This window comes from Rhodanobacter koreensis, from assembly GCF_054782855.1.
In genome coordinates, this window is the sequence record NZ_BAAGRR010000002.1 from 979159 (window position 1) to 997910 (window position 18752).

An 18752-nucleotide genomic window follows, 5' to 3' on the forward strand; every position below is an offset into this window, starting at 1 on the left:
GCCGCGATGTTCGGCCATCACTCCGCTGCCCCTGATTCCCCTTCCCGCCAAGCTAGCCCTGTCAATCGACCTATGCAAGGCCGTCATCATGACGGTGACGGGTTGCCCTGCAGTTCGCACCAGCCCCAGTGATCGAAGATCCACACCGAAGGCAGGGTCGATGCCAGCCTGGCAAATTGCGGCTGGCCGGCCATGTCGTGCGATGGCGATACCCGATAATCGCCACGAGAGTCACGCCACAGCGGCGCGTCATGCCAGCACCAGCTCCGTGTGCCCGTCGCGCTGACCAGGCTCAAGCGCAACCATGGCCGCAGCCATAAGGGTGGCTGCCACGGCAGGACCGGCGATGATGGTGCCGGTGCGGCATAACGCTCGGGGCGCGCCGCCAGACGACGCATGCGGCGACCGCTCAAGGCCATCTGGCTGCCATGCGCTGCCAAGGCCATCTGCTTGATTGCTGCCTGCCCGGGCGGACTGCCGAGCTCGACGAATCCGGTGTCCCGGACTTGACCGTGCACCAGATAAGTCAGCAGTTGCGGCGGATCGGACTGTCCCGCCAACGCCAGCCGGACCAGCACATGCGCGGCACCATGATCCGGATGACGATCGTGGATCGAGGGCAACGCGATCAGGCTGGGTCGGAACCGGCTGATTGCCGCAGTCAGCAATGACACTGCCGTACCGTCTGACTGCAGCAGACAGCCGGTGAGGCCCATGTCCGGCCAGCCCATGCTTTCCAGCGCCGACGCCGGCAGGCCGAGCCTCTGCAGCGCCTGCTGCATTTCCGCATGGCGGCGCTGTCCCCAGCGCCGCCGGTCGACATCGCCGATCCGCACACGCCGCTCCAGCCAGCGTTGCGGCCAGGGATTGTTGTCGCCGCCGGTCAGCAACAGGATCCGGACCTCACCACCGGCCGCACGCACCTGCTGGATCAGCAGGCCGGTGGCGATGGTCTCGTCGTCAGGGTGTGGCGCCACCACCAGCAGGCGAGTCTGCATGGAAAAACCCGGCAGTTCGGGCGTTGCCGTGGCCGGTAATGCGTGTACGACGGTTCCGGTCAACGCCACTGCGCCAGTAGTTCCAGCAACAGCAGGTCGCCGCGCAACGGGCCGCGCAGACTCTCGCGGGCGCGATTCACGGCGTTGTACCAGTGACCCAGCGCCTCGACATCCATCGCACTGGCCAGCGGCCCGGTACCTTGGGTCGCCCGTGCCTTGATCTCGTCGGCCGTAGCCTGCGCGGCAAACCACAGCCGTTGTGCCGGCTCGCTGTCCAGCCAGCGCTTGACCATTTCCGTGGGCTGGCCGCGGCCGGCCGCCAGCGCAGCCAGATCCTTGCGCACCTCGAGCCGCCGCTCCAGCGCACCTTGCTGCGCCCAGGCCCGCGCCAAGCCGGGGTTGCCGCCTGCGGCGGCGAGCGCCGCTGCAGCATCACGTACGCCTTCGGCCTGCAACCATGCCAATGTCTGCGTGGTGGCCGGTAGTTGAAATTCGACCCGCTGGCAGCGGCTGCGGATGGTCTGCGGCAATCGCCACGGCGTATCGGCGAGCAGGATCAGCATGGTCTGTGCGGAGGGCTCCTCCAGCGTCTTCAGCAACGCGTTGGCGGCGGCCGTATTCATCGCGTCGGCCGGGTCGATCGTCGCCACCTGCCAGCCACCAAACTGGCTGCGCATGGCCAGCCGCGCCGACAGCTCGCGGATCTGCTCGACCACGATCTCGCTACGCTGCACACCATCCTTGCGCAGGCCGAAACTCAGCCCGATCACGTCCGGATGCGTGCCCGCCACGACCAGCAGGCAGCTGCGGCAATCGCCGCAGGCCTCGCCGTCGACTGGCCGCTCGCACAGCAGGCCCTGCACGAAACGCTGGGCGAACGCGCGCTTGCCGAGACCGGCCGGCCCGCAAAACAGCAGCGCATGCGGCAGCGCGTCGCGCTGGCGGCGCGTCTGCAACCGCGTCCAGTGTTCCGCATGCCATGGCATGACGTTCATGCGGCTGCCTCGAACAGATGGGTCATGGCGGCCAGCGCCACCTGCAGCACCGCCGCGGGCGACTGGCTGGCGTCGATCGTGCGGAAACGCTCCGGCTCGGCAGCCGCGCGCTCGCGGTAGGCTGCCCGCACGCGCTCGAAGAAACTGTCGGCTTCGACTTCGATGCGGTCGGCATCGCCACGGCCAGCCGCACGCGCGCGCCCGGTCGCCACCGGCAGATCGAGCAACAGGGTCAAATCGGGTCGGATGCCATCGCAAGCCCAGCGCTCCAGCTCGGCAATGCGCGATGTCGGCTGACCGCGGCCACCACCCTGGTAGGCATAGCTGGCATCGGCAAAGCGATCGCACAACACCCATTGACCGGCGCGCAGTGCCGGCTCGATCACTTCGCGAACCAGTTGCGCGCGCGAGGCAAACATCAGCAGCAACTCGGTCTCTGCAGCGAGGTCGCGATGCGCCTGATCGAGCACGATCGCGCGCACCGCCTCGCCCGCCCGCGTGCCACCGGGCTCGCGTGTCTGCACCAGCGCGATACCGTGCTGTTCGATGGCTTCGCGCAATCCGGTCAGCAAGGTGCTCTTGCCGGCTCCCTCGCCGCCTTCGAGGCTGATGAATTTCCCGCGTGCACAACTGGTTTGCGATGCACTCATTGGCAATGCTTCCGCTGATAGCAGTCGACGTTGCGATTGTGTTCTTCCAGCGTACTGGCGAACACATGCCCGCCATCGCCGCGGGCGACGAAATAGAGCTCGGTACCGGCTGCCGGATGCAGTGCTGCCACCAGCGCCGGCTTGCCTGGCAACGCGATCGGCGTCGGCGGCAGGCCCGGACGGGTGTAGGTGTTGTAGGGCGTGTCGGTGGTGAGGTCGCTCTTGTGGATGTTGCCGGCATAGCTGGCACCCATGCCGTAGATCACGCTGGGGTCGGTCTGCAGCAGCATGTGACTCTCGAGGCGCCGCACGAACACACCGGCAATCCGCGCACGCTCATCGGCCCGGCCGGTTTCCTTTTCCACGATCGAGGCCAGGATCAGCGCGTCATAGGGCGTGGCCAGCGGCAGATCCTTGTCGCGTCCCGCCCACAGCGCCGTGAGCGTCTTGACCATGTCGGCATGCGCGCGCTTGAGGATGTCCAGGTCACTGTCGCCCTTCACATAGGCGTAGGTCTCCGGCAGGAATCGGCCCTCCGGCGCCTCGCCGGGAGCGCCGATCCTCTGCATGATCGTCGCATCGTCCAGGTTGGCGCTGTCGTGATTGAGCTTGTCGGCCTTCGCCAGCGCCTGGCGCAGCTCGCTGAAGGTCCAGCCGTCAACAATGGTGAAGTTGCGTTGCAGCACCTTGCCCGCAGCCATGTTGGCAAGCAGCTGGCGCGGGGTGATGCCGGCTTCCAGCGCGTACTCGCCGGCATGCAGTCTGCCAGCCACATGCATCTGCTCGGCCAGCAATCGCCAGTACAACGGGTTGGCCGTGCTCAGTTTTCGCTGCTGCAGTTCGCCGACGATGTTCCTGAAGCTGGTACCGCGACCGATATCGATGCTCTCGCCCGGCGCGGTGACATGCAGCGGGCTGCCGCTGAAACGGTTGAAATCGTTCCAGCCATAGATCAGCGCGCCGGCCAGCGCCAGCAGCGCGACCAGTACCAGCATCCCTGACCGTGCGCGTCCACGCATCGATTGATGACTCATCCGCCCTGCTCCATCGGAAACCCGAGATTGTGCCAATGTTGTTGCAGGCGACGGGCGATCGGGCCCGGCGCATATATCCGTTCAACCAGCGAACATACCGGCAGGATGCCGCGTACGCTCGAACTGAGAAAGACCTCGCTGGCGCCGGACAGGGTATCCAGCGTCAGCTCGCCAACCCGCACCTGCGGGTACGTCGCCAGCACTTCGGCACGGGCCACGCCAGCGACACCGCAGCGATCCAGCGCCGGCGTCAGCAGCACGCCGTCGACGACGGCAAACAGGTTGGCCATGGTCGTCGAAACAACACAACCGTGGCTGTCGCACAGCACGCCATCGGCGATCGACGGATCGTCCCATTCGGCGCGAGCCAGCACCTGTTCCAGCCGGTTCAGGTGTTTCATGCCGGCCAGCAGCGGTTGCTCCGCCAGCCGGGTCGCACAGACGCGCAGGTGCACACCATGCGCGTAGGCCTCGCTTGCAACGGGCGGGGGTACAAAGGCAGCCACCACGCGCATCGGCTGCGGTGGTACCGGCAAAGCGTAACCGCGCTCGCCGATACCGCGCGTCACGGTGATACGCACCACCGACTGCGGCATGCCGTGGCTGACTGTCGCCGCCTCGCTCCGCAATTGCTCAGTGTCGGGCGCCGGTATCCGCAAACGTTCGCAGCTTTCGGTGAGACGCTGCATATGCCGTGTCCACAAGGGTGCCACACCGGCAACGAAACGGATGCTTTCGAACAGGCCATCGCCATAGGCCAGGCCCCGATCCAGCGCCGGAACCTTGTCAGCCGGTGCGCCGTTGATCAGCATCCGCGTGCTCATCAGTCGGGCACTCCGAGTGCGCGCAACAGACCACGGGCCTTGGCACGGGTTTCATCCAGCTCAAGCTCCGCCACCGAATCGGCGACGATACCCGCGCCCGCACGCAGGCTCACTTCGTCGCCGGCCAGGGTCAGGGTGCGGATCAGGATGTTCAAGTCGAGATCACCGTTGCGGTCGAGATAACCCAGCGCACCGGTATAGGCGCCACGCGGCGCGTCCTCCAGCGCGGCAATGATTTCCATGCAGCGCACCTTGGGACAACCGGTGATGGTGCCACCGGGAAACGTGGCGGCAATGACTTCACCAGGAGTCACCTCGGCGCTCAGACGGCCTCGTACATTGGAGACAATGTGGTGAACGTGGGCGTAACTCTCCACCACCATCAGTTCGTCGACCTCGACCGTACCCGGCACGCAGACACGACCAAGGTCGTTGCGCTCCAGGTCGATCAGCATCACATGCTCGGCGCGTTCCTTCGGATGCGCGCTCAATTCACGGATACGCGCCAGCTCGTTGTCACCCTGCAGCCGTGGTCGCGTACCGGCGATCGGTCGTGTCTGTGCTACACCGCGGCGCACTTCGACCAGGCGTTCGGGCGAGGAACTCGCCACCGCCCATGCCGGCTGTTGCAGCAGACCGGCGAACGGTGCCGGGTTGGCCTCGCGCAGCACCGCATACAGCGACGCCGGTGCCGGTGACTGCGCATAACGTGCACGCCAGGCCCGCGACAGGTTCACCTGGAAGATGTCGCCGGCATGCAGGTGTTCGTGGATGCGCTCCACACCGTCGAGGAAGCGTTGCGGCGAGTCCTCTTCCCAGGCGATGGGCTCAGGCAAGGACGCAATCAGCGGTGCCGCCGTGAGATCGGACTCCAGTGCATCGAGCAGATCCTCGTGACCGTCCTCGGCAAGCACGATCGTGCAATTCCGGGCATGGTCGACGATCACCGCGGCCGGGCAGCGCACGGCCAATGCCAACGGCAATGACGGCGGCGGTCGCAGCTTCAGTTTCGGCTCGATCTCCCCGGCCAGTTCGTATGCCAGCAGCAGGACCCAGCCACCGTGAAACGGCAACTCATCGTCCTCGTGCGGCAACCGCTCGGCCTGCCAGGCGGCATCCAGCGCATCGAGAAAACGCCCTGCATGCATCTCCCCCGCGTCATCGCACAGACGACCGTCGGCGTGCAGCGTGAGCCGCTCGTGCGGAAACGCAAACAGGATGTCGTAGCGCGATTGCGCGGTACCCCGCACGACACTTTCCAGCAGGCACGGATAGCGATCCGGAAAGGCAGCGGCCGGCGCGAGCAGGTCGCGCCGGCCGCCGAGAACTCGACGATGGCAGGTCACGCTCAGACGCGGCGAAAGGCCAACGTGCCGTTGGTGCCGCCGAAACCGAACGAGTTGGAGATCACCGCGTCGACCTTCGCTTCGCGTGCGGTATGCGGCACGAAGTCCAGATCGCAGCCTTCGCCCGGTTCGTCCAGATTGATCGTGGGCGGTAGCACCTGGTCGCGCAGCGCCAGGATGCTGAAGATCGCCTCGACGCCACCGGCTGCACCGAGCAAATGTCCGGTGGTCGACTTGGTCGAGCTCATCGCTAGTTTGTAAGCGTGGTCGCCGAAGACCTTCTTCGCCGCCATCACCTCGCCCAGATCACCCAGCGGCGTGGACGTGCCATGCGCATTGACGTACTGCACATCGGCCGGGTTGAGGCCTGCATCGTTCAACGCGGTCTGCATGCAGCGTGCCGCACCTTCGCCGCCCTCGCTCGGCGCAGTCATGTGGAACGCATCGCCGCTCATGCCGAAGCCGACCAGCTCGGCATAGATCCTCGCGCCGCGCGCCTTGGCGTGCTCGTATTCTTCCAGCATCAGCACGCCCGCACCGTCGGACAGCACGAAACCGTCACGATCCTTGTCCCACGGGCGACTCGCCCTGGTCGGCTCATCGTTGCGGGTGGACATCGCCTTGGCCGAGCAGAAGCCGGCCATCGCCGTGCCGGTGGTGGCGAACTCGGCGCCGCCGGCGATCATCGCATCCGCGTCCCCGTACTGGATCATTCGCGCAGCCAGGCCGATGTTGTGCGCGCCGGTGGTGCAGGCGGTGACACAGGCAATGTTCGGCCCCTTCAGGCCAAACATGATCGACAGCTGGCCCGACACCATGTTGATGATCGAGCTGGGCACGTAGAACGGCGAGACACGACGCGGGCCCTTCGCCTCCAGCTCCAGCGTGGTCGCTTCGATCGTGTACAGACCGCCGATGCCGGCGCCGACCGCGACACCGATGCGTGGCGCATTCGCCTCGGTCACTTCCAGCCCGGAATCACGCAACGCCTGGGTACCTGCCGCCACGCCGTAGTGGATGAACGGGTCCATTTTCTTGACGTCTTTCAGCGGCATCCATTGCGACGGATCGAAGCCGCTGACCTGGCCGGCGATGCGCGTGGAATATGCGGAGGTATCGAAATGGGTAACCGGGCCGATCCCGCTGACGCCCTTGAGGACACGCTCCCAGGCGGTGGCGAGTTCGTTGCCGACCGGCGAGATGATGCCCATGCCGGTCACTACCACACGTCGCTTGCTCATGCTGATCTTCCTTCGTGATTCCGTAAACCCGCCGCAGGCCGATGCCTTGCAGCACGGATCGTAGATACGTCACCCGCCTCGACGGGGATGCATTCTGCGCACCATACGGGGTCGGACGTTACAAAATGCAGAAACGAAAACTGCGCCAAGAAGGCGCAGCATTCGGTATCGCTGTATGGATCGACTGGCTCGCAGAGTGCAGGCCAGTCAGGCGCACAGCGATCAATGGCTTACCAAATCAATCCTTGGAGTGGGCCTTGATGTAATCAACGGCCTGCTGCACGGTGGTGATCTTCTCGGCATCTTCGTCGGGAATCTCGGTCTCGAACTCTTCCTCGAGCGCCATCACCAGTTCCACCGTGTCCAGCGAATCTGCGCCCAGATCGTCCACGAACGAAGCGTTCGCCGTGACTTCATCTTCCTTCACGCCCAACTGCTCGATGACGATTTTCTTGACGCGCTCTTCGATGGTGCTCATGTTGCCCATACCTCTCAAGGAGTAAATGTTTGTCTGTGCCGGCGCAATGCCTGCAAAAGGCCGGCGGCATTGTAGTGGCTAAACCGCCTGGCCGCCACGATCCGCCGGTGATACCAGGGCGCAGCCCCCGCTAAGCCAGCGCGAAAGCGCGATTGTCGCCTAAAACGAGTCCGCTGGCGACAATTACCTCCGCAGGCCTTACGGCATATACATGCCGCCGTTGACGTGCAAGGTCTCGCCCGTGATGTAGGCCGCTGCCGGCGAGGCCAGAAACCCGACCGCCTTGGCGATATCCGCCACTTCGCCGAGCCGACCCAGCGCGATCTGACCGAGCAGTGCCTGCTTCGATTCTTCGGGCAGGGCGCGCGTCATGTCGGTGTCGATGAAGCCCGGCGCCACCACGTTGACGGTGATGCCACGGGTGCCGATCTCGCGCGCCAGCGACTTGGAGAACGCGATGATGCCGGCCTTCGCCGCCGCATAATTCGCCTGACCCGGATTGCCCGTGAGCCCGATCACCGAGGCGATCGAGATGATGCGGCCCTTGCGCGCCTTCATCATGCCGCGCATCACCGCCTTGGAAGTGCGGTAGACCGAGCTGAGATTGGTATCGAGGATGACGTTCCAGTCTTCCTCGCGCATGCGCATCAGCAGCTGGTCACGCGTGATGCCGGCGTTGTTCACGAGAATCGAGACTGCGCCGAATTCCTTCGCGATGGCGTCGACCAACGCATCGACTGCCGCACTGTCGGTGACGTTCAGCACGCGGCCATGACCGCCATGTACCGACAGCCGGTCGCCGATCGCGGCTGCACCGCTCTCGCTGGTCGCCGTGCCGATTACGGTGGCGCCCATCGACGCCAGTTCGTCGGCAATGGCCGCGCCGATACCGCGACTGGCGCCGGTGACGAGGGCAATTTCACCTTGCAGTGGGTTGCTCATCTGTGGGTTCCTTGGGGAAATCAGGATGGCTCGAGCCCGCGGACCCGGCCATGAAAAATCACGAGTGTACTTACACCCACTCGACGCGTGCGGCATCCAGTTCAGCCGGCGCACCGATCGCGCGGGCTTCGATGGTCTTGTCGATGCGCTTGATCAGGCCGGTCAGCACCTTGCCCGGACCGCATTCGGCGATACGCGCGGCACCACCAGCAGCCAGCGCCTGCACGCATTCGGTCCAACGCACCGGCAGGTACAGCTGGCGCTGCAGGGCGCCGCGGATTTCATCCACCGTGCCGTAACTGCGCGCCTCGGCGTTCTGCACCACTGGGATCGACGGCAGCTGCCAACTGATCGAGCCCATGCGTTCACCCAGCTTGTCGGCAGCATCGCGCATCAATGCACAATGCGATGGCACCGAGACAGCCAGCTTGATCGCCTTCTTCACGCCCAGCTCGGCAAGCCGTGCCAGCGCACGGTCCACCGCCTCGGCATTGCCGGCGATCACCAGCTGGCCAGGCGAATTGAAGTTGGCCGGCGACACCACCTGCCCCCGCGCCACCTCTTCACACACCGCGGCAATCTGCGCGTCGTCGCCCCCGAGGATCGCCGCCATCGCACCGACGCCTGCCGGCACCGCTGCCTGCATCAGTCGACCACGCTCGGCCACCAGCGCCGCCGCATCATGCAGCGACAGTGCATCGGCACAGACCAGCGCGCTGTACTCGCCAAGGCTGTGGCCGGACAACCGGGCCGGCAGCGCACCGCCCAGCTTCTGCCACACCCGCCATGTCGCCACGCTGGCAGCGAGCAGCGCAGGTTGGGTGTTCTCGGTACGGTTGAGCTGGTCCTCGGGTCCCTGCTCGCTCAGCTCCCACAGATCGAGGCCAGCCCCTTGCGAAGCCTCGTCGAAAGTCGAGCGCACCTCGGCATGCGCAGCAGCAAGCTCAGCCAGCATGCCGACCGACTGCGAGCCCTGCCCAGGGAAAACGAAAGCGAGCGAAGTAGAAGCTGAACTCATGGATGCGTGAATTCCATCAACGAAAACCGCCATGGTGCCAGCATCAGCAGCCATACGCAGCTGTATTCATGACTCGCGCCGACTGCCAAAACACGATGCCGCCCAGCAGGCGGCATCGAACCATCAGTCGGACAGCGCCTGCCTCAGTAGCGCAGCAGCGCCGATGCCCAGGTAAAGCCGCCGCCAAACGCTTCCAGCAGCAGGTTCTGGCCGCGCTGCACCTTGCCCGAGCGCACCGCATAGTCGAGCGCCAGCGGTACCGAACCGGACGAGGTATTGGCATGCTTGTCGACCGTGACGATGACCCGGTCCATCGACATCTTCAGCCGCTTGGCGGTCGCTTCGATGATCCGCAGATTCGCTTGATGCGGAATCAGCCAGTCGATATCCGACTCGACCATACCGGCAGCCTGCAGGGTTTCATCGACCAGCGAATCGAGCGTCTTCACGGCAACCTTGAATACTTCGCGGCCGGACATCTTGATGCGCACGCCGTGGTTGGGCTCATCCTTGAAACCGACCGAGACACCCACCGGGTTGTAAAGCAAATGCTTGAAGCCGCCGTCGGCATGCAGGCAGGTGGCATAGATGCCCGGCTCGCTGGAAGCCTCCAGCACCACGGCGCCGGCACCATCACCGAACAGCACGCAGCTTTCGCGCTCGGTCCAGTCGACCATCCGGGTCAGCGTCTCGGCGCCGATCACCAGCACCTTCTTCGACTGTCCGCTCCTGATGAACTTGTCGGCGATGCCCAGCGCATAGACGAAGCCGGAGCAAGCTGCGTTGACGTCGAATGCTGCACAACCGTTGGCGCCGAGCCGGTGCTGAACCAGGCAAGCGGTGGACGGGAAGATGATGTCCGGCGTGGTGGTGCCGAGCACGATCAGATCAAGTTCGGACGCCTTGACACCGGCTGCTTCGAGCGCACGCTGCGCGGCAAGGAAGGCCAGATCACCCGTGGTCTCGCCGTCGGCAGCGATATGGCGCTGGCGGATACCCGTACGGGTATGGATCCACTCGTCGCTGGTGTCGACGATCTTTTCCAGATCGGCGTTGGTGACCACACGTTCGGGCAGTGCGCTGCCAGTGGCGATGATGCGGGTGTAGATCTGGGACATTCAGCTATCCATCGACGAAATCAGAGGATCGAACGCCGTAGTCGGCGGCACAACACCGCCACGTTACGTTCCGGCGTACATAAACGCAAAACGGCGCGTCGCCGCGCCGCTTGCATGATCGTATCGCGGGAATCCGGGGGATTCCGCGGAACCGATCAATCCTCGACCGACACCGCGCCCTTGGTTTCGATCACTTTCTTGCCGCGGTAGTAACCATCCTTGGTGACGTGGTGGCGCAGATGCACTTCGCCACTGGTCGGATCGGTGGACAGCTGCACGGTCTTCAGCGCGTCGTGCGAACGACGCATGCCGCGGGTGGACGGGGTACGGCGGCTCTTGGCAACTGCCATGGTAGTTCTCCAGCTGAAACTTGATGATTGAGACTAGATGTTCTTAAGTCGACATGATCCGGATCGATTGAGCCGGATCTACTTTTACTTCAGGCGTTTACTTCTTCAGTTCGCGCAACACCGCGAACGGATTTTCGGAGCGCCCTTCACCGGTGGAATCCTGTTCCGGCTCATGGCCTGTCACTTCGTCGGGCAGGCTGCTGTCCGGATTGACCGGAATCAGCGGCAGCGCCAACAGCAATTCGTCTTCGATGACATCCGCCGGATTCAACCGGCCATCCTCGGCCACCAGCAGCGGTTCGCAGTCAGGCGGCAAGCCAGCCTCATCGCGCTCCAGTTTGATCAAGCCAAGCCGGGTGTTCACCACCACCGGCAGTACAAACGGTTCCAGCGTGCGTTGACAGACCAGCGTGAGCGAAGCCTGCGCGCGAACGTCGAGATAGTCCGTGCCCATGCTGTCGCGCCCGAAATCCAGCTCGAACTGCGCCACCCCATTGGCATCTGCCAGTGCATCGCACAGGCGTGACATGGCTGCAATGGGCAGCGTTCCCTCGAACGAACGCCGCGCCGAGACCATGCGCCAAGCGTCCACGGACTCTGGCAGTGTCACGGACATAATCGCGAAATATTAGGTTTGAAGCCGCCCCAAGTCAACTGGTACCGCCTCCCCAGGCCATGAAACAGCCGCTGGAAGGGCTTATTTTGCCTGATCCGGCCCCGATGCGGCAGACTGAATCCCTTCATTGCCTGAGCTGACATTGTGAATGCCTATTCGACGCTCGGCTTCGCCGTGCTGCTGTTGCTGCTGCTTGCCGGCGCCGTCTGGGCCCTGCTCATGCGTCGACGCCAGGCGCGGCGCAGCCACAGCCTGCAGAACCTGCTGGATCTGGCCGACCGGCTGGAGACGGATCTCAAGACCTGCCGATCCGGCCTGCAGCAGGCACATGCGGTGATGTCGCTCAACCCCGACCTGCCCGCTGCCAGCGAACAGGATGCCCGGCATGCCATCGACGGTGGCCTGCGTGCCCTGCTGCAGCAACGCCTGTGGATTCGCGACCGCTCCCCGCAGGCCAGCCAGCACGAACTGGATGAGGCTGTCACCTCCATGCGCAGCACGCGTGATCGCCTGCAACCGCTGTTGCAGGCACTCACCCAGGCCCAGAGCGACCTGAACAGCGCCATGCGCGAACATATACGACGTGAATCCGATACATGACCCTGCCAGCATCGACGACACCCCGGCTGGTACTGGGCTCCACTTCGCGCTACCGCGCCGAACTCATGCGCCGGCTGACAGCGGATTTCGAGCAGCGCGCACCCGGCACCGATGAAACCGCGCTGGTTGGCGAGACCCCGGCCGCACGCGCATTGCGGTTGGCGATCGCCAAGGCTGAAGCCGCCGCCAGCGGGCTGCATGACGCCCTGGTGATCGGCTCCGACCAGGTTGCCGAACTCGATGGCCGGATCCTCGACAAGCCCGGAACCGCCGAACGCGCCCATGCCCAGCTCACGGCAAGCTCCGGTCGCGAGGTGCACTTCCACACCGCGCTATGCCTGCTCGACACCCGCGATGGCCGCCGGCATACGCATGTCGACCACACCCGTGTATGTTTTCGTGAATTGAACCCGGCAGAAATCACGCGTTATATCGAGCACGAACAACCGCTCGACTGCGCCGGCAGTTTCAAGTGCGAGAGCCTCGGCATCAGTCTGTTCGAATCGATCGACAATCGCGATCCCAGCGCACTGATCGGCTTGCCGCTGATTGCGCTGGCACGACTGCTGCGTGAGGCAGGGGTCACGTTGCCATAGGCTCGTCCACGCCTGACAGTCGCTACACTGCCTCAAGCTCTCAACCTGCCTTGCCCCGAAGGAATCATGGCCGCCATCACCCCGCTACGCGATGAAGGTTTGCAGCAACGTCTGGACGCCGCAATGGCCCAGGTCAACCAGGTTCTGCTGGGCAAGCCGCGCCAGGTGAAACTGGCATTCACCTGCCTGATTGCCGGCGGCCATCTGCTGCTGGAAGACGTGCCGGGCGTGGGCAAGACCACGCTCGCCCATGCGCTGGCAGCCAGCTTCGCACTCGATTTCCAGCGTGTGCAGTTCACCAGCGATCTGCTGCCGTCGGACATCATCGGGGTCAGCGTGTACGAACGCGAAACCGGCCAGTTCCGTTTCCATCCCGGCCCGATCTTCACCGGCCTGCTGCTGGCCGACGAGATCAATCGTGCCAGTCCGAAAACACAGAGTGCCCTGCTGGAGGCGATGGCCGAACACCAGGTGACGGTGGACGGCCAGACACACGCGCTGGCACAGCCATTCTTCGTCGTCGCCACGCAGAATCCGCTCGATCTCAATGGCACCTTCCCGCTGCCCGACTCGCAGCTCGACCGCTTCATGCTGCGACTGTCGCTGGACTATCCCGACGCGACGGCCGAGCGGGCCCTGCTCACCGGCAGCGACCGGCGCGACCTGCTGGCCCAGCTGATGCCGCAACTCGATGGCGCCGCCCTGCTCGCACTGCACCGGCAGGCGCAGGCGATCACCGCCAGCACCGCCCTGCTCGATTATCTGCAGGCTCTGCTTGCCGCCAGCCGCCGGCATCCCGAAATCCGCGTGGGCCTGTCGCCGCGTGCCGGACTCGCCTTGCTGAGCGCGGCGCGTGCATGGGCCCTGCTCAGCAACCGCACGCATGTCCTGCCGGAAGACATCCAGGCGTTGTTCGTGCCACTGGCCGCCCATCGCCTGCTGTCGGCGCGCGGTGCCAGCGGCGATACGCTGGCGCGGCAACTGCTGGCCGAGGTGGCGGTGGATTGATGCGCGACATTCTGCAGCGCGTGCAGACCTGGGCCGAACGCCGACTGCCTGCGCTCACCCGCTATCGACGCCTCGAAAGCCTGCCCATCGAACTGCACCGGCGGCGCATCTATATCGTGCCGACCGGTTTCGGGATCGGCTTTTCGGTGCTGCTGCTGGTGATGATGATCGGCGCGCTGAACTATTCCAACAATGCCGCGTTGCTGCTCACCTGCCTGCTCGGTGCAGCCAGTGCGGCCAGCATGCTGGTGGCGTTCCGCAGCCTCGACGGCCTGCGACTGAGTCACGTTCGTGCAGGCCATGCGATGGCCGGCCAGCCGATGGAGCTCACCCTGAGCTTCGACTCGCAGCGCAGCCGCAATGCGATCCGTGCCGACCTGGGGCACAGTTCCACGGCTTTCGCCATCGATGAAAGCGGGTCGGCCAAGGTGAAGTTGACCCTGCCAACGCTTAAGCGCGGCTGGCAACCGCTGCCGCGACTGCGGTTGTGGAGCACGTGGCCACTGGGTCTGTTCCGCGCATGGAGCTGGCTGCATCCCGAGCAATCGGTGCTGGTATGGCCGCGACCGGAAACCGGTGGCCCGCCACCACACGCTACCGCAGATGACTCACGTCACATGCGTTTGCACCGGGGCGACGAACTCGCCGCGCTGCGCGATTATCGTGCCGGCGACCCGCAGCGGCACATCGCCTGGAAAGCCAGCGCACGCCACATCAACTTGCTGGTGAAGGATTTCGAGCAACCGCAAAGCCGCCCGCAATGGCAGCTGGACTGGCGCCAGCTGGCCGGGCTGGACAATGAAACCCGCATTTCCCGACTGGCCCGCTGGCTGGGCGAGGCGCAGGCCAAGCGGCGCCACTACAGTCTGTGGCTGCCGGGCAACGAGATCGCCAGCGGCAGCGGTCCGCTGCACTATGCGCGCTGCATGAGCGCCCTGGCGCAACTGCCATGACGTCGGCAACCCCGCACCGTACTCGCGCCGAATCATCCATCGACACTCGTACATTCGATCTGCTGAGCCTGACCATGGCCTTCGTGCTGGGCCTGCACGCCGCGCACCTGCCATGGTGGCTGGATGTTGCCCTGGCCCTGACGCTGGGCTGGCGCTGGTGGCAGCGGCGCCAGCACATCCACCGTGTACCGCGCTGGCTCAAGCTGCCACTGCTGGTACTGCTGACGCTGGCGGTGATCGCCCAGTACGGCAACATCTTCGGCCGCGAGCCGGGAGCGGCGCTTGCCGTCGGCCTGTTGATCCTGAAACTGCTGGAAACCGAGTCCACCCGCGATGTCCGCGTCGGCATCAGCTTCGCCTGCTTTGCACTGATGACCGCACTGCTGTTCGACCAGGGCATGGTCGCCACCGTAGTCGTGGCGCTCGGTCTGCTGCCGGCCTTGGCAACGTTGCGGACACTGGAACCGGCGCAGGCACCCACTACGCTGCGCGGGTCCTTGCTGCCGGGCCTGGGCCTGCTGATGGCGGCATTGCCGCTGGCGCTGCTGGCGTTCCTGCTGGTGCCACGACTGAGTTCGCCCTTGTGGGGTGCACCTTCGTCCGGAGAGGCCCGTACCGGGCTGAGCGACAGCATGTCGCCGGGCGATTTCACCAATCTGCTGACCGACGACCACCCCGCGATGCGGGTGGGTTTCGATGGCGCACCGCCGCCGCCGGACCTGCGCTATTTTCGTGCCTATGTGATGTGGATTTACGACGGTTCCCGCTGGACTTACGTCGATATCGCCCACCGTGCGCCGGCCGAACTGCAGGTTATCCGCGGCACCGGATACCAGATCAGCATGGAGCCGACGCACCGGCATGTGCTGCCGATGCTGGATGTACCGATCGATGCACCGACCGGTGCAAGCATGCGCCAGGACCGCGTGGTCATGGCCGACAAGCCGGTCAACGATCCGCTCACCTATGCGGCAAGCTCAGCCGTTCAATACCGTTTGCAGCCGGAACTCGACCAGCGGGAGCGCAGCCTCGGCCTGTCCCTGCCTGCCCGTTTCAACCCGCGCACCCTCGCGCTTGGGCGCGAGTGGCGCCAGCGTTACGGCAGCGACGATGCCGCGATCGTGCAAGTCGCACTGGGGCTGTTTCACGACGGCGGCTTCCGCTACACCTTGTCACCGGCACCGCTCGGCCGCGACGCGATGGACGATTTCCTGTTCGACACCCATGAAGGCTTCTGCGAACAGTATTCCTCGGCGTTCACGGTCCTGATGCGCGCCGCCGGCATTCCGGCACGGGTAGTCACCGGTTATCAGGGCGGCTACTGGAACAAGCTGGGCGGTTACTTGCTGGTGCGTTATTCCGACGCCCATGCCTGGAGCGAGGTGTGGCTGGCCGGCCGCGGCTGGATCCGTATCGACCCCACCGGCGCCGTACGGCCACAGCGCGTGAGTCTGGGTGCGGCGGCCGCAGCGGATGGGCAGTTGCCGTGGTACGACAACGGCTGGCTGCGATCGCTGCGCAATCATTGGGACGTCGTCAACCGCTGGTGGGGGCAAGGCGTTATCGGTTTTGATGCCCTGCGCCAGCGCGGCCTGCTGACTCCGTTCGGTATTCATGATGCCGACACGAAAGCGCTGGGTGCGCTGCTTGCCATCTGCAGCATGCTGTTCATGGCGATCGGCCTGGGATGGGCGTTGCTGCGGCGGCAGGTGCGCGATCCGTTGCGCGTCGCGCTGCGCGAGCTGGAGCGAAAGCTGGCACGCAAGGGTGTCGTGCGCCGGCCCAGCGAAGGCCCGCGGCATTATCTGAGCCGTGCTGCCCGCGCATTACCGGGGCAGCGCGGTGAACTCGACCTGTTGATGAGGTATTACCTGGAACTGCGTTATGCCCATGACGAACCGCCTCCTGAATTGTTGCGTGAATTTCGACACGCGGTTCGGGATTTTCGGGTCGCCGGCGTGGTCAAATGAAAGTCGACACGGTGGCGCACGCCACCGTCCCTATGGAGAAGCTGCCATGTCCCTCTACCGTCCCCTCACCCTCGCCGCAGCCATCGCCGTGCTGGGCGGCTGCGCAACGATCCCTCAACCGCTTCAGGGCAACTATGCGAATGTCTCCACTGCAAGTGCGCAGCAAGGTGGCGCTGGCGGTACCCGTGTGCGCTGGGGTGGCGAGATCATCAAGACCGAACCGGGTCAGCAGGAAACCTGCTTCTACCTGCTGTCGCGTACGCTGGACAGTCAGGCGCGCCCGGAAGGAGGCAACGCCGGCGAGAACCAGGGACGCTTCGTCGCCTGCCGCGCCGGCTTCTATGATCCCGAGGTCTTCACCCGGGGACGCGAGCTGACCGTGACCGGCACGCTGCACGGTGCGGTGTCGCAGAAGGTGGGTGATTACGACTACGCCTATCCGCGCGTCGAAGCCGATGTGGTCTATCTGTGGCCGAAACGTCCTGTCTATGCAGCCTATCCGCCGGGTTACTACGACCCGTTCTGGGGACCGGGCTTCGGCCCGTACTGGGGCGGACCGTGGGGCTGGGGTGGCCCGGGATACTACGGTGGTCCGCGGGTGATCGTGGTGCGGCCGCCACCGCCGCCGCCAGGCAAGTAAGCGCAGACAGGAACGCCGGCATCAAGCCGGCGTTCTCTTGTTCGCTATCCGCACATCGTGGCGATTGTGCTCAACCTGGCGGCCAGTGCAGGCGACGCCCGGCCAGCAGATGCACATGCAGGTGGAACACGGTCTGCCCACCGTCCTCGTTGCAGTTGATCACCGTGCGGTAGCCCTTCTCGGCAAAGCCTTCCTGCTTTGCATAGTCGGCGCAAGCCAGCAACAGTCCGCTCAGCAGTCCAGCGTCGCTGACAGTCGCGTCATTGAGCGTCGCCAGCGGTCGCTTGGGAATAAACAGCACATGCACCGGCGCTTGCGGATTCAGATCGCGAAACGCCAGCACTTCGTCGTTTTCGTAGACGATGTCGGCCGGTATCTCGCGGCGGATGATCTTGCTGAAGATGGTGTCGCTCATGCCCGCTTGCTCCGTATGGTCAGTCCAGCAGCTGCCGCCCGCCGAACGCATGTGCCAGTGTGCTGCGGTCGACGTATTCCAGCTCGCCGCCCAACGGTACGCCATGCGCCAGTCGGGTCGGTCGCACGCCGCCGGCACGCGCCAGCTGCGCCAGATAATGCGCCGTGGCCTCTCCCTCGACCGTGGGATTGGTGGCGATGATCAGCTCCTCGATTTCGCCCTCGCCCAGTCGCTGGGCGAGCTGCGCCAGCCCCAGTTCCTCCGGCCCCAGTCCATCCAGCGGCGACAGGCGCCCCATCAGCACGAAGTACTGGCCGCGATAGCCGGTGGCCTGCTCGATCGCCGCCAGGTCGGTCGGCGATTCCACCACGCACAGCACCTGCCGGTCGCGACTGCTGCTGGCGCAGAGTGCGCACAGCGGATCCTCGCTGAAGTTGCGGCACTGGCTGCAGTGGCCGATGCGCTGCATCGCCTGCTCCAGCACAGCCGCCAGTTTCAAACCACGCTCGCGCTCGCGCTCCAGCAGATGGAAGGCCATCCGCTGCGCACTCTTGCCGCCCACGCCGGGCAGGCAGCGCAGGGCTTCGATCAAATCAGCGAGGAGGTTGGACCCGTTGCTCACGATCAATCAGAACGGCATCTTGAAGCCGGCCGGCAAGTTCATCCCGGCGGTGACGCCGCCGAGCTTGTTCTTGCTGACCTCGGCCACCTTGTTCACCGCATCGTTGATAGCGGCGGCGACCAGGTCCTCGGCCATTTCCGGATCATCCGCAAACGTCTGCCGGTCGATCTGCACCCGACGTACTTCATGTGCGCCCGTCATCACCACGCTGACCAGACCGCCGCCGGCGCTGCCGGTGACTTCCAGCTTGGCGATTTCTTCCTGCGCACGCTTCATGTCTTCCTGCATGCGCTGGGCCTGCTGCATCAGCTGACCGATCTGTCCTCTCATCACACTGC

General features: G+C 64.9%; 22 protein-coding genes. 6 read left to right on the top strand and 16 right to left on the bottom strand.

Features of this window, described 5'->3' with window-relative positions; translation table 11 throughout:
* Nucleotides 1-86: 86 nt before the first annotated feature.
* From ACYVKM_RS10230 to ACYVKM_RS10290, 13 genes are all read right to left on the bottom strand, one after another.
* Nucleotides 87-998, bottom strand: coding sequence for a PIG-L deacetylase family protein (locus tag ACYVKM_RS10230; RefSeq protein WP_460877483.1), 912 nt, complete (start codon nt 996-998; stop codon nt 87-89).
* Between the two features lie 59 nt (nt 999-1057).
* Entirely contained in the window at nt 1058-1993 is a 936-nt protein-coding gene (gene holB, locus ACYVKM_RS10235) for a DNA polymerase III subunit delta' (RefSeq protein ID WP_460877484.1), read from the bottom strand.
* Nucleotides 1990-2643 carry a dTMP kinase gene (gene tmk, locus ACYVKM_RS10240; RefSeq protein WP_460877485.1) on the bottom strand — a complete coding sequence of 218 codons (654 nt, stop codon included), beginning with the start codon at nt 2641-2643 and terminating at the stop codon, nt 1990-1992. Before tmk ends, holB begins: the two co-directional genes overlap by 4 nt.
* Nucleotides 2640-3677, bottom strand: coding sequence for an endolytic transglycosylase MltG (gene mltG / locus ACYVKM_RS10245; protein ID WP_460877486.1), 1038 nt, complete (start codon nt 3675-3677; stop codon nt 2640-2642). Before mltG ends, tmk begins: the two co-directional genes overlap by 4 nt.
* Nucleotides 3674-4501, bottom strand: a complete 828-nt coding sequence (gene pabC / locus ACYVKM_RS10250; protein WP_460877487.1) for an aminodeoxychorismate lyase — start codon at nt 4499-4501, stop codon at nt 3674-3676. The genes mltG and pabC overlap by 4 nt, the downstream gene beginning before the upstream one ends.
* A complete protein-coding gene (locus ACYVKM_RS10255) occupies nt 4501-5847 on the bottom strand; it encodes an aminodeoxychorismate synthase component I (protein WP_460877488.1) in 1347 nt (448 codons plus the stop codon). Before ACYVKM_RS10255 ends, pabC begins: the two co-directional genes overlap by 1 nt.
* Nucleotides 5848-5849: 2 nt before the next feature.
* Nucleotides 5850-7088, bottom strand: coding sequence for a beta-ketoacyl-ACP synthase II (gene fabF / locus ACYVKM_RS10260; protein WP_460877489.1), 1239 nt, complete (start codon nt 7086-7088; stop codon nt 5850-5852).
* 238 nt (nt 7089-7326) lie between these two features.
* Entirely contained in the window at nt 7327-7566 is a 240-nt protein-coding gene (acpP, locus tag ACYVKM_RS10265; protein WP_007805185.1) for an acyl carrier protein, read from the bottom strand.
* 198 nt (nt 7567-7764) lie between these two features.
* Complete coding sequence (gene fabG, locus ACYVKM_RS10270; RefSeq protein WP_460877490.1) at nt 7765-8508, bottom strand: 3-oxoacyl-ACP reductase FabG; 744 nt, start codon at nt 8506-8508, stop codon at nt 7765-7767.
* 70 nt (nt 8509-8578) lie between these two features.
* Nucleotides 8579-9526, bottom strand: coding sequence for an ACP S-malonyltransferase (fabD, locus tag ACYVKM_RS10275; RefSeq protein ID WP_460877491.1), 948 nt, complete (start codon nt 9524-9526; stop codon nt 8579-8581).
* Between the two features lie 143 nt (nt 9527-9669).
* Entirely contained in the window at nt 9670-10644 is a 975-nt protein-coding gene (locus tag ACYVKM_RS10280) for a beta-ketoacyl-ACP synthase III (protein WP_460877492.1), read from the bottom strand.
* A gap of 155 nt (nt 10645-10799) precedes the next feature.
* The gene (gene rpmF / locus ACYVKM_RS10285; RefSeq protein ID WP_077441856.1) at nt 10800-10994 is read right to left on the bottom strand and encodes a 50S ribosomal protein L32; all 195 of its coding nucleotides are present in this window, start codon (nt 10992-10994) and stop codon (nt 10800-10802) included.
* Between the two features lie 97 nt (nt 10995-11091).
* Entirely contained in the window at nt 11092-11571 is a 480-nt protein-coding gene (locus ACYVKM_RS10290; protein ID WP_460877819.1) for a YceD family protein, read from the bottom strand.
* Nucleotides 11572-11754: 183 nt separating this feature from the next.
* Between ACYVKM_RS10290 and ACYVKM_RS10295 the strand changes: the two genes are divergently transcribed.
* The 6 genes from ACYVKM_RS10295 to ACYVKM_RS10320 all read left to right on the top strand — a co-directional run bounded on the left by ACYVKM_RS10295 (nt 11755) and on the right by ACYVKM_RS10320 (nt 17377).
* Nucleotides 11755-12210: a hypothetical protein gene (locus tag ACYVKM_RS10295; RefSeq protein WP_460877493.1), complete on the top strand. Its 456-nt coding sequence runs from the start codon at nt 11755-11757 to the stop codon at nt 12208-12210.
* On the top strand, nt 12207-12806 hold the full coding sequence (locus ACYVKM_RS10300) for a Maf family protein (protein WP_460877494.1): 600 nt from the start codon (nt 12207-12209) through the stop codon (nt 12804-12806). Before ACYVKM_RS10295 ends, ACYVKM_RS10300 begins: the two co-directional genes overlap by 4 nt.
* Nucleotides 12807-12872: 66 nt before the next feature.
* Nucleotides 12873-13814 carry an AAA family ATPase gene (locus ACYVKM_RS10305; RefSeq protein ID WP_460877495.1) on the top strand — a complete coding sequence of 314 codons (942 nt, stop codon included), beginning with the start codon at nt 12873-12875 and terminating at the stop codon, nt 13812-13814.
* The gene (locus tag ACYVKM_RS10310; RefSeq protein ID WP_460877496.1) at nt 13814-14767 is read left to right on the top strand and encodes a DUF58 domain-containing protein; all 954 of its coding nucleotides are present in this window, start codon (nt 13814-13816) and stop codon (nt 14765-14767) included. The genes ACYVKM_RS10305 and ACYVKM_RS10310 overlap by 1 nt, the downstream gene beginning before the upstream one ends.
* A complete protein-coding gene (locus tag ACYVKM_RS10315) occupies nt 14764-16737 on the top strand; it encodes a transglutaminase TgpA family protein (RefSeq protein ID WP_460877497.1) in 1974 nt (657 codons plus the stop codon). Before ACYVKM_RS10310 ends, ACYVKM_RS10315 begins: the two co-directional genes overlap by 4 nt.
* 46 nt (nt 16738-16783) lie before the next feature.
* The gene (locus ACYVKM_RS10320; RefSeq protein ID WP_460877498.1) at nt 16784-17377 is read left to right on the top strand and encodes a Slp family lipoprotein; all 594 of its coding nucleotides are present in this window, start codon (nt 16784-16786) and stop codon (nt 17375-17377) included.
* Between the two features lie 70 nt (nt 17378-17447).
* On the opposite strand, the gene ACYVKM_RS10325 is transcribed toward ACYVKM_RS10320, so the two are convergent.
* Genes ACYVKM_RS10325 through ACYVKM_RS10335 form a run of 3 tightly spaced genes read right to left on the bottom strand, consistent with a single transcriptional unit; the run spans nt 17448 to nt 18744 of the window.
* Entirely contained in the window at nt 17448-17792 is a 345-nt protein-coding gene (locus ACYVKM_RS10325) for a histidine triad nucleotide-binding protein (protein WP_460877499.1), read from the bottom strand.
* Between the two features lie 19 nt (nt 17793-17811).
* On the bottom strand, nt 17812-18414 hold the full coding sequence (gene recR / locus ACYVKM_RS10330) for a recombination mediator RecR (protein WP_460877500.1): 603 nt from the start codon (nt 18412-18414) through the stop codon (nt 17812-17814).
* 6 nt (nt 18415-18420) lie between these two features.
* Nucleotides 18421-18744: a YbaB/EbfC family nucleoid-associated protein gene (locus tag ACYVKM_RS10335; protein WP_027485554.1), complete on the bottom strand. Its 324-nt coding sequence runs from the start codon at nt 18742-18744 to the stop codon at nt 18421-18423.
* Nucleotides 18745-18752: the final 8 nt, after the last annotated feature.

What these genes read in the sequence shown, in the direction of transcription:
- ACYVKM_RS10230 (WP_460877483.1), bottom strand. Translation starts at nt 998, where the DNA reads ATGCAGACTCGCCTGCTGGTGGTGGCGCCACACCCTGACGACGAGACC.
- holB (WP_460877484.1), bottom strand. Translation starts at nt 1,993, where the DNA reads ATGAACGTCATGCCATGGCATGCGGAACACTGGACGCGGTTGCAGACG.
- tmk (WP_460877485.1), bottom strand. Translation starts at nt 2,643, where the DNA reads ATGAGTGCATCGCAAACCAGTTGTGCACGCGGGAAATTCATCAGCCTC.
- mltG (WP_460877486.1), bottom strand. Translation starts at nt 3,677, where the DNA reads ATGAGTCATCAATCGATGCGTGGACGCGCACGGTCAGGGATGCTGGTA.
- pabC (WP_460877487.1), bottom strand. Translation starts at nt 4,501, where the DNA reads ATGAGCACGCGGATGCTGATCAACGGCGCACCGGCTGACAAGGTTCCG.
- fabF (WP_460877489.1), bottom strand. Translation starts at nt 7,088, where the DNA reads ATGAGCAAGCGACGTGTGGTAGTGACCGGCATGGGCATCATCTCGCCG.
- acpP (WP_007805185.1), bottom strand. Translation starts at nt 7,566, where the DNA reads ATGAGCACCATCGAAGAGCGCGTCAAGAAAATCGTCATCGAGCAGTTG.
- fabG (WP_460877490.1), bottom strand. Translation starts at nt 8,508, where the DNA reads ATGAGCAACCCACTGCAAGGTGAAATTGCCCTCGTCACCGGCGCCAGT.
- fabD (WP_460877491.1), bottom strand. Translation starts at nt 9,526, where the DNA reads ATGAGTTCAGCTTCTACTTCGCTCGCTTTCGTTTTCCCTGGGCAGGGC.
- ACYVKM_RS10280 (WP_460877492.1), bottom strand. Translation starts at nt 10,644, where the DNA reads ATGTCCCAGATCTACACCCGCATCATCGCCACTGGCAGCGCACTGCCC.
- rpmF (WP_077441856.1), bottom strand. Translation starts at nt 10,994, where the DNA reads ATGGCAGTTGCCAAGAGCCGCCGTACCCCGTCCACCCGCGGCATGCGT.
- ACYVKM_RS10290 (WP_460877819.1), bottom strand. Translation starts at nt 11,571, where the DNA reads ATGGTCTCGGCGCGGCGTTCGTTCGAGGGAACGCTGCCCATTGCAGCC.
- ACYVKM_RS10300 (WP_460877494.1), top strand. Translation starts at nt 12,207, where the DNA reads ATGACCCTGCCAGCATCGACGACACCCCGGCTGGTACTGGGCTCCACT.
- ACYVKM_RS10305 (WP_460877495.1), top strand. Translation starts at nt 12,873, where the DNA reads ATGGCCGCCATCACCCCGCTACGCGATGAAGGTTTGCAGCAACGTCTG.
- ACYVKM_RS10310 (WP_460877496.1), top strand. Translation starts at nt 13,814, where the DNA reads ATGCGCGACATTCTGCAGCGCGTGCAGACCTGGGCCGAACGCCGACTG.
- ACYVKM_RS10315 (WP_460877497.1), top strand. Translation starts at nt 14,764, where the DNA reads ATGACGTCGGCAACCCCGCACCGTACTCGCGCCGAATCATCCATCGAC.
- ACYVKM_RS10320 (WP_460877498.1), top strand. Translation starts at nt 16,784, where the DNA reads ATGTCCCTCTACCGTCCCCTCACCCTCGCCGCAGCCATCGCCGTGCTG.
- ACYVKM_RS10325 (WP_460877499.1), bottom strand. Translation starts at nt 17,792, where the DNA reads ATGAGCGACACCATCTTCAGCAAGATCATCCGCCGCGAGATACCGGCC.
- ACYVKM_RS10335 (WP_027485554.1), bottom strand. Translation starts at nt 18,744, where the DNA reads ATGAGAGGACAGATCGGTCAGCTGATGCAGCAGGCCCAGCGCATGCAG.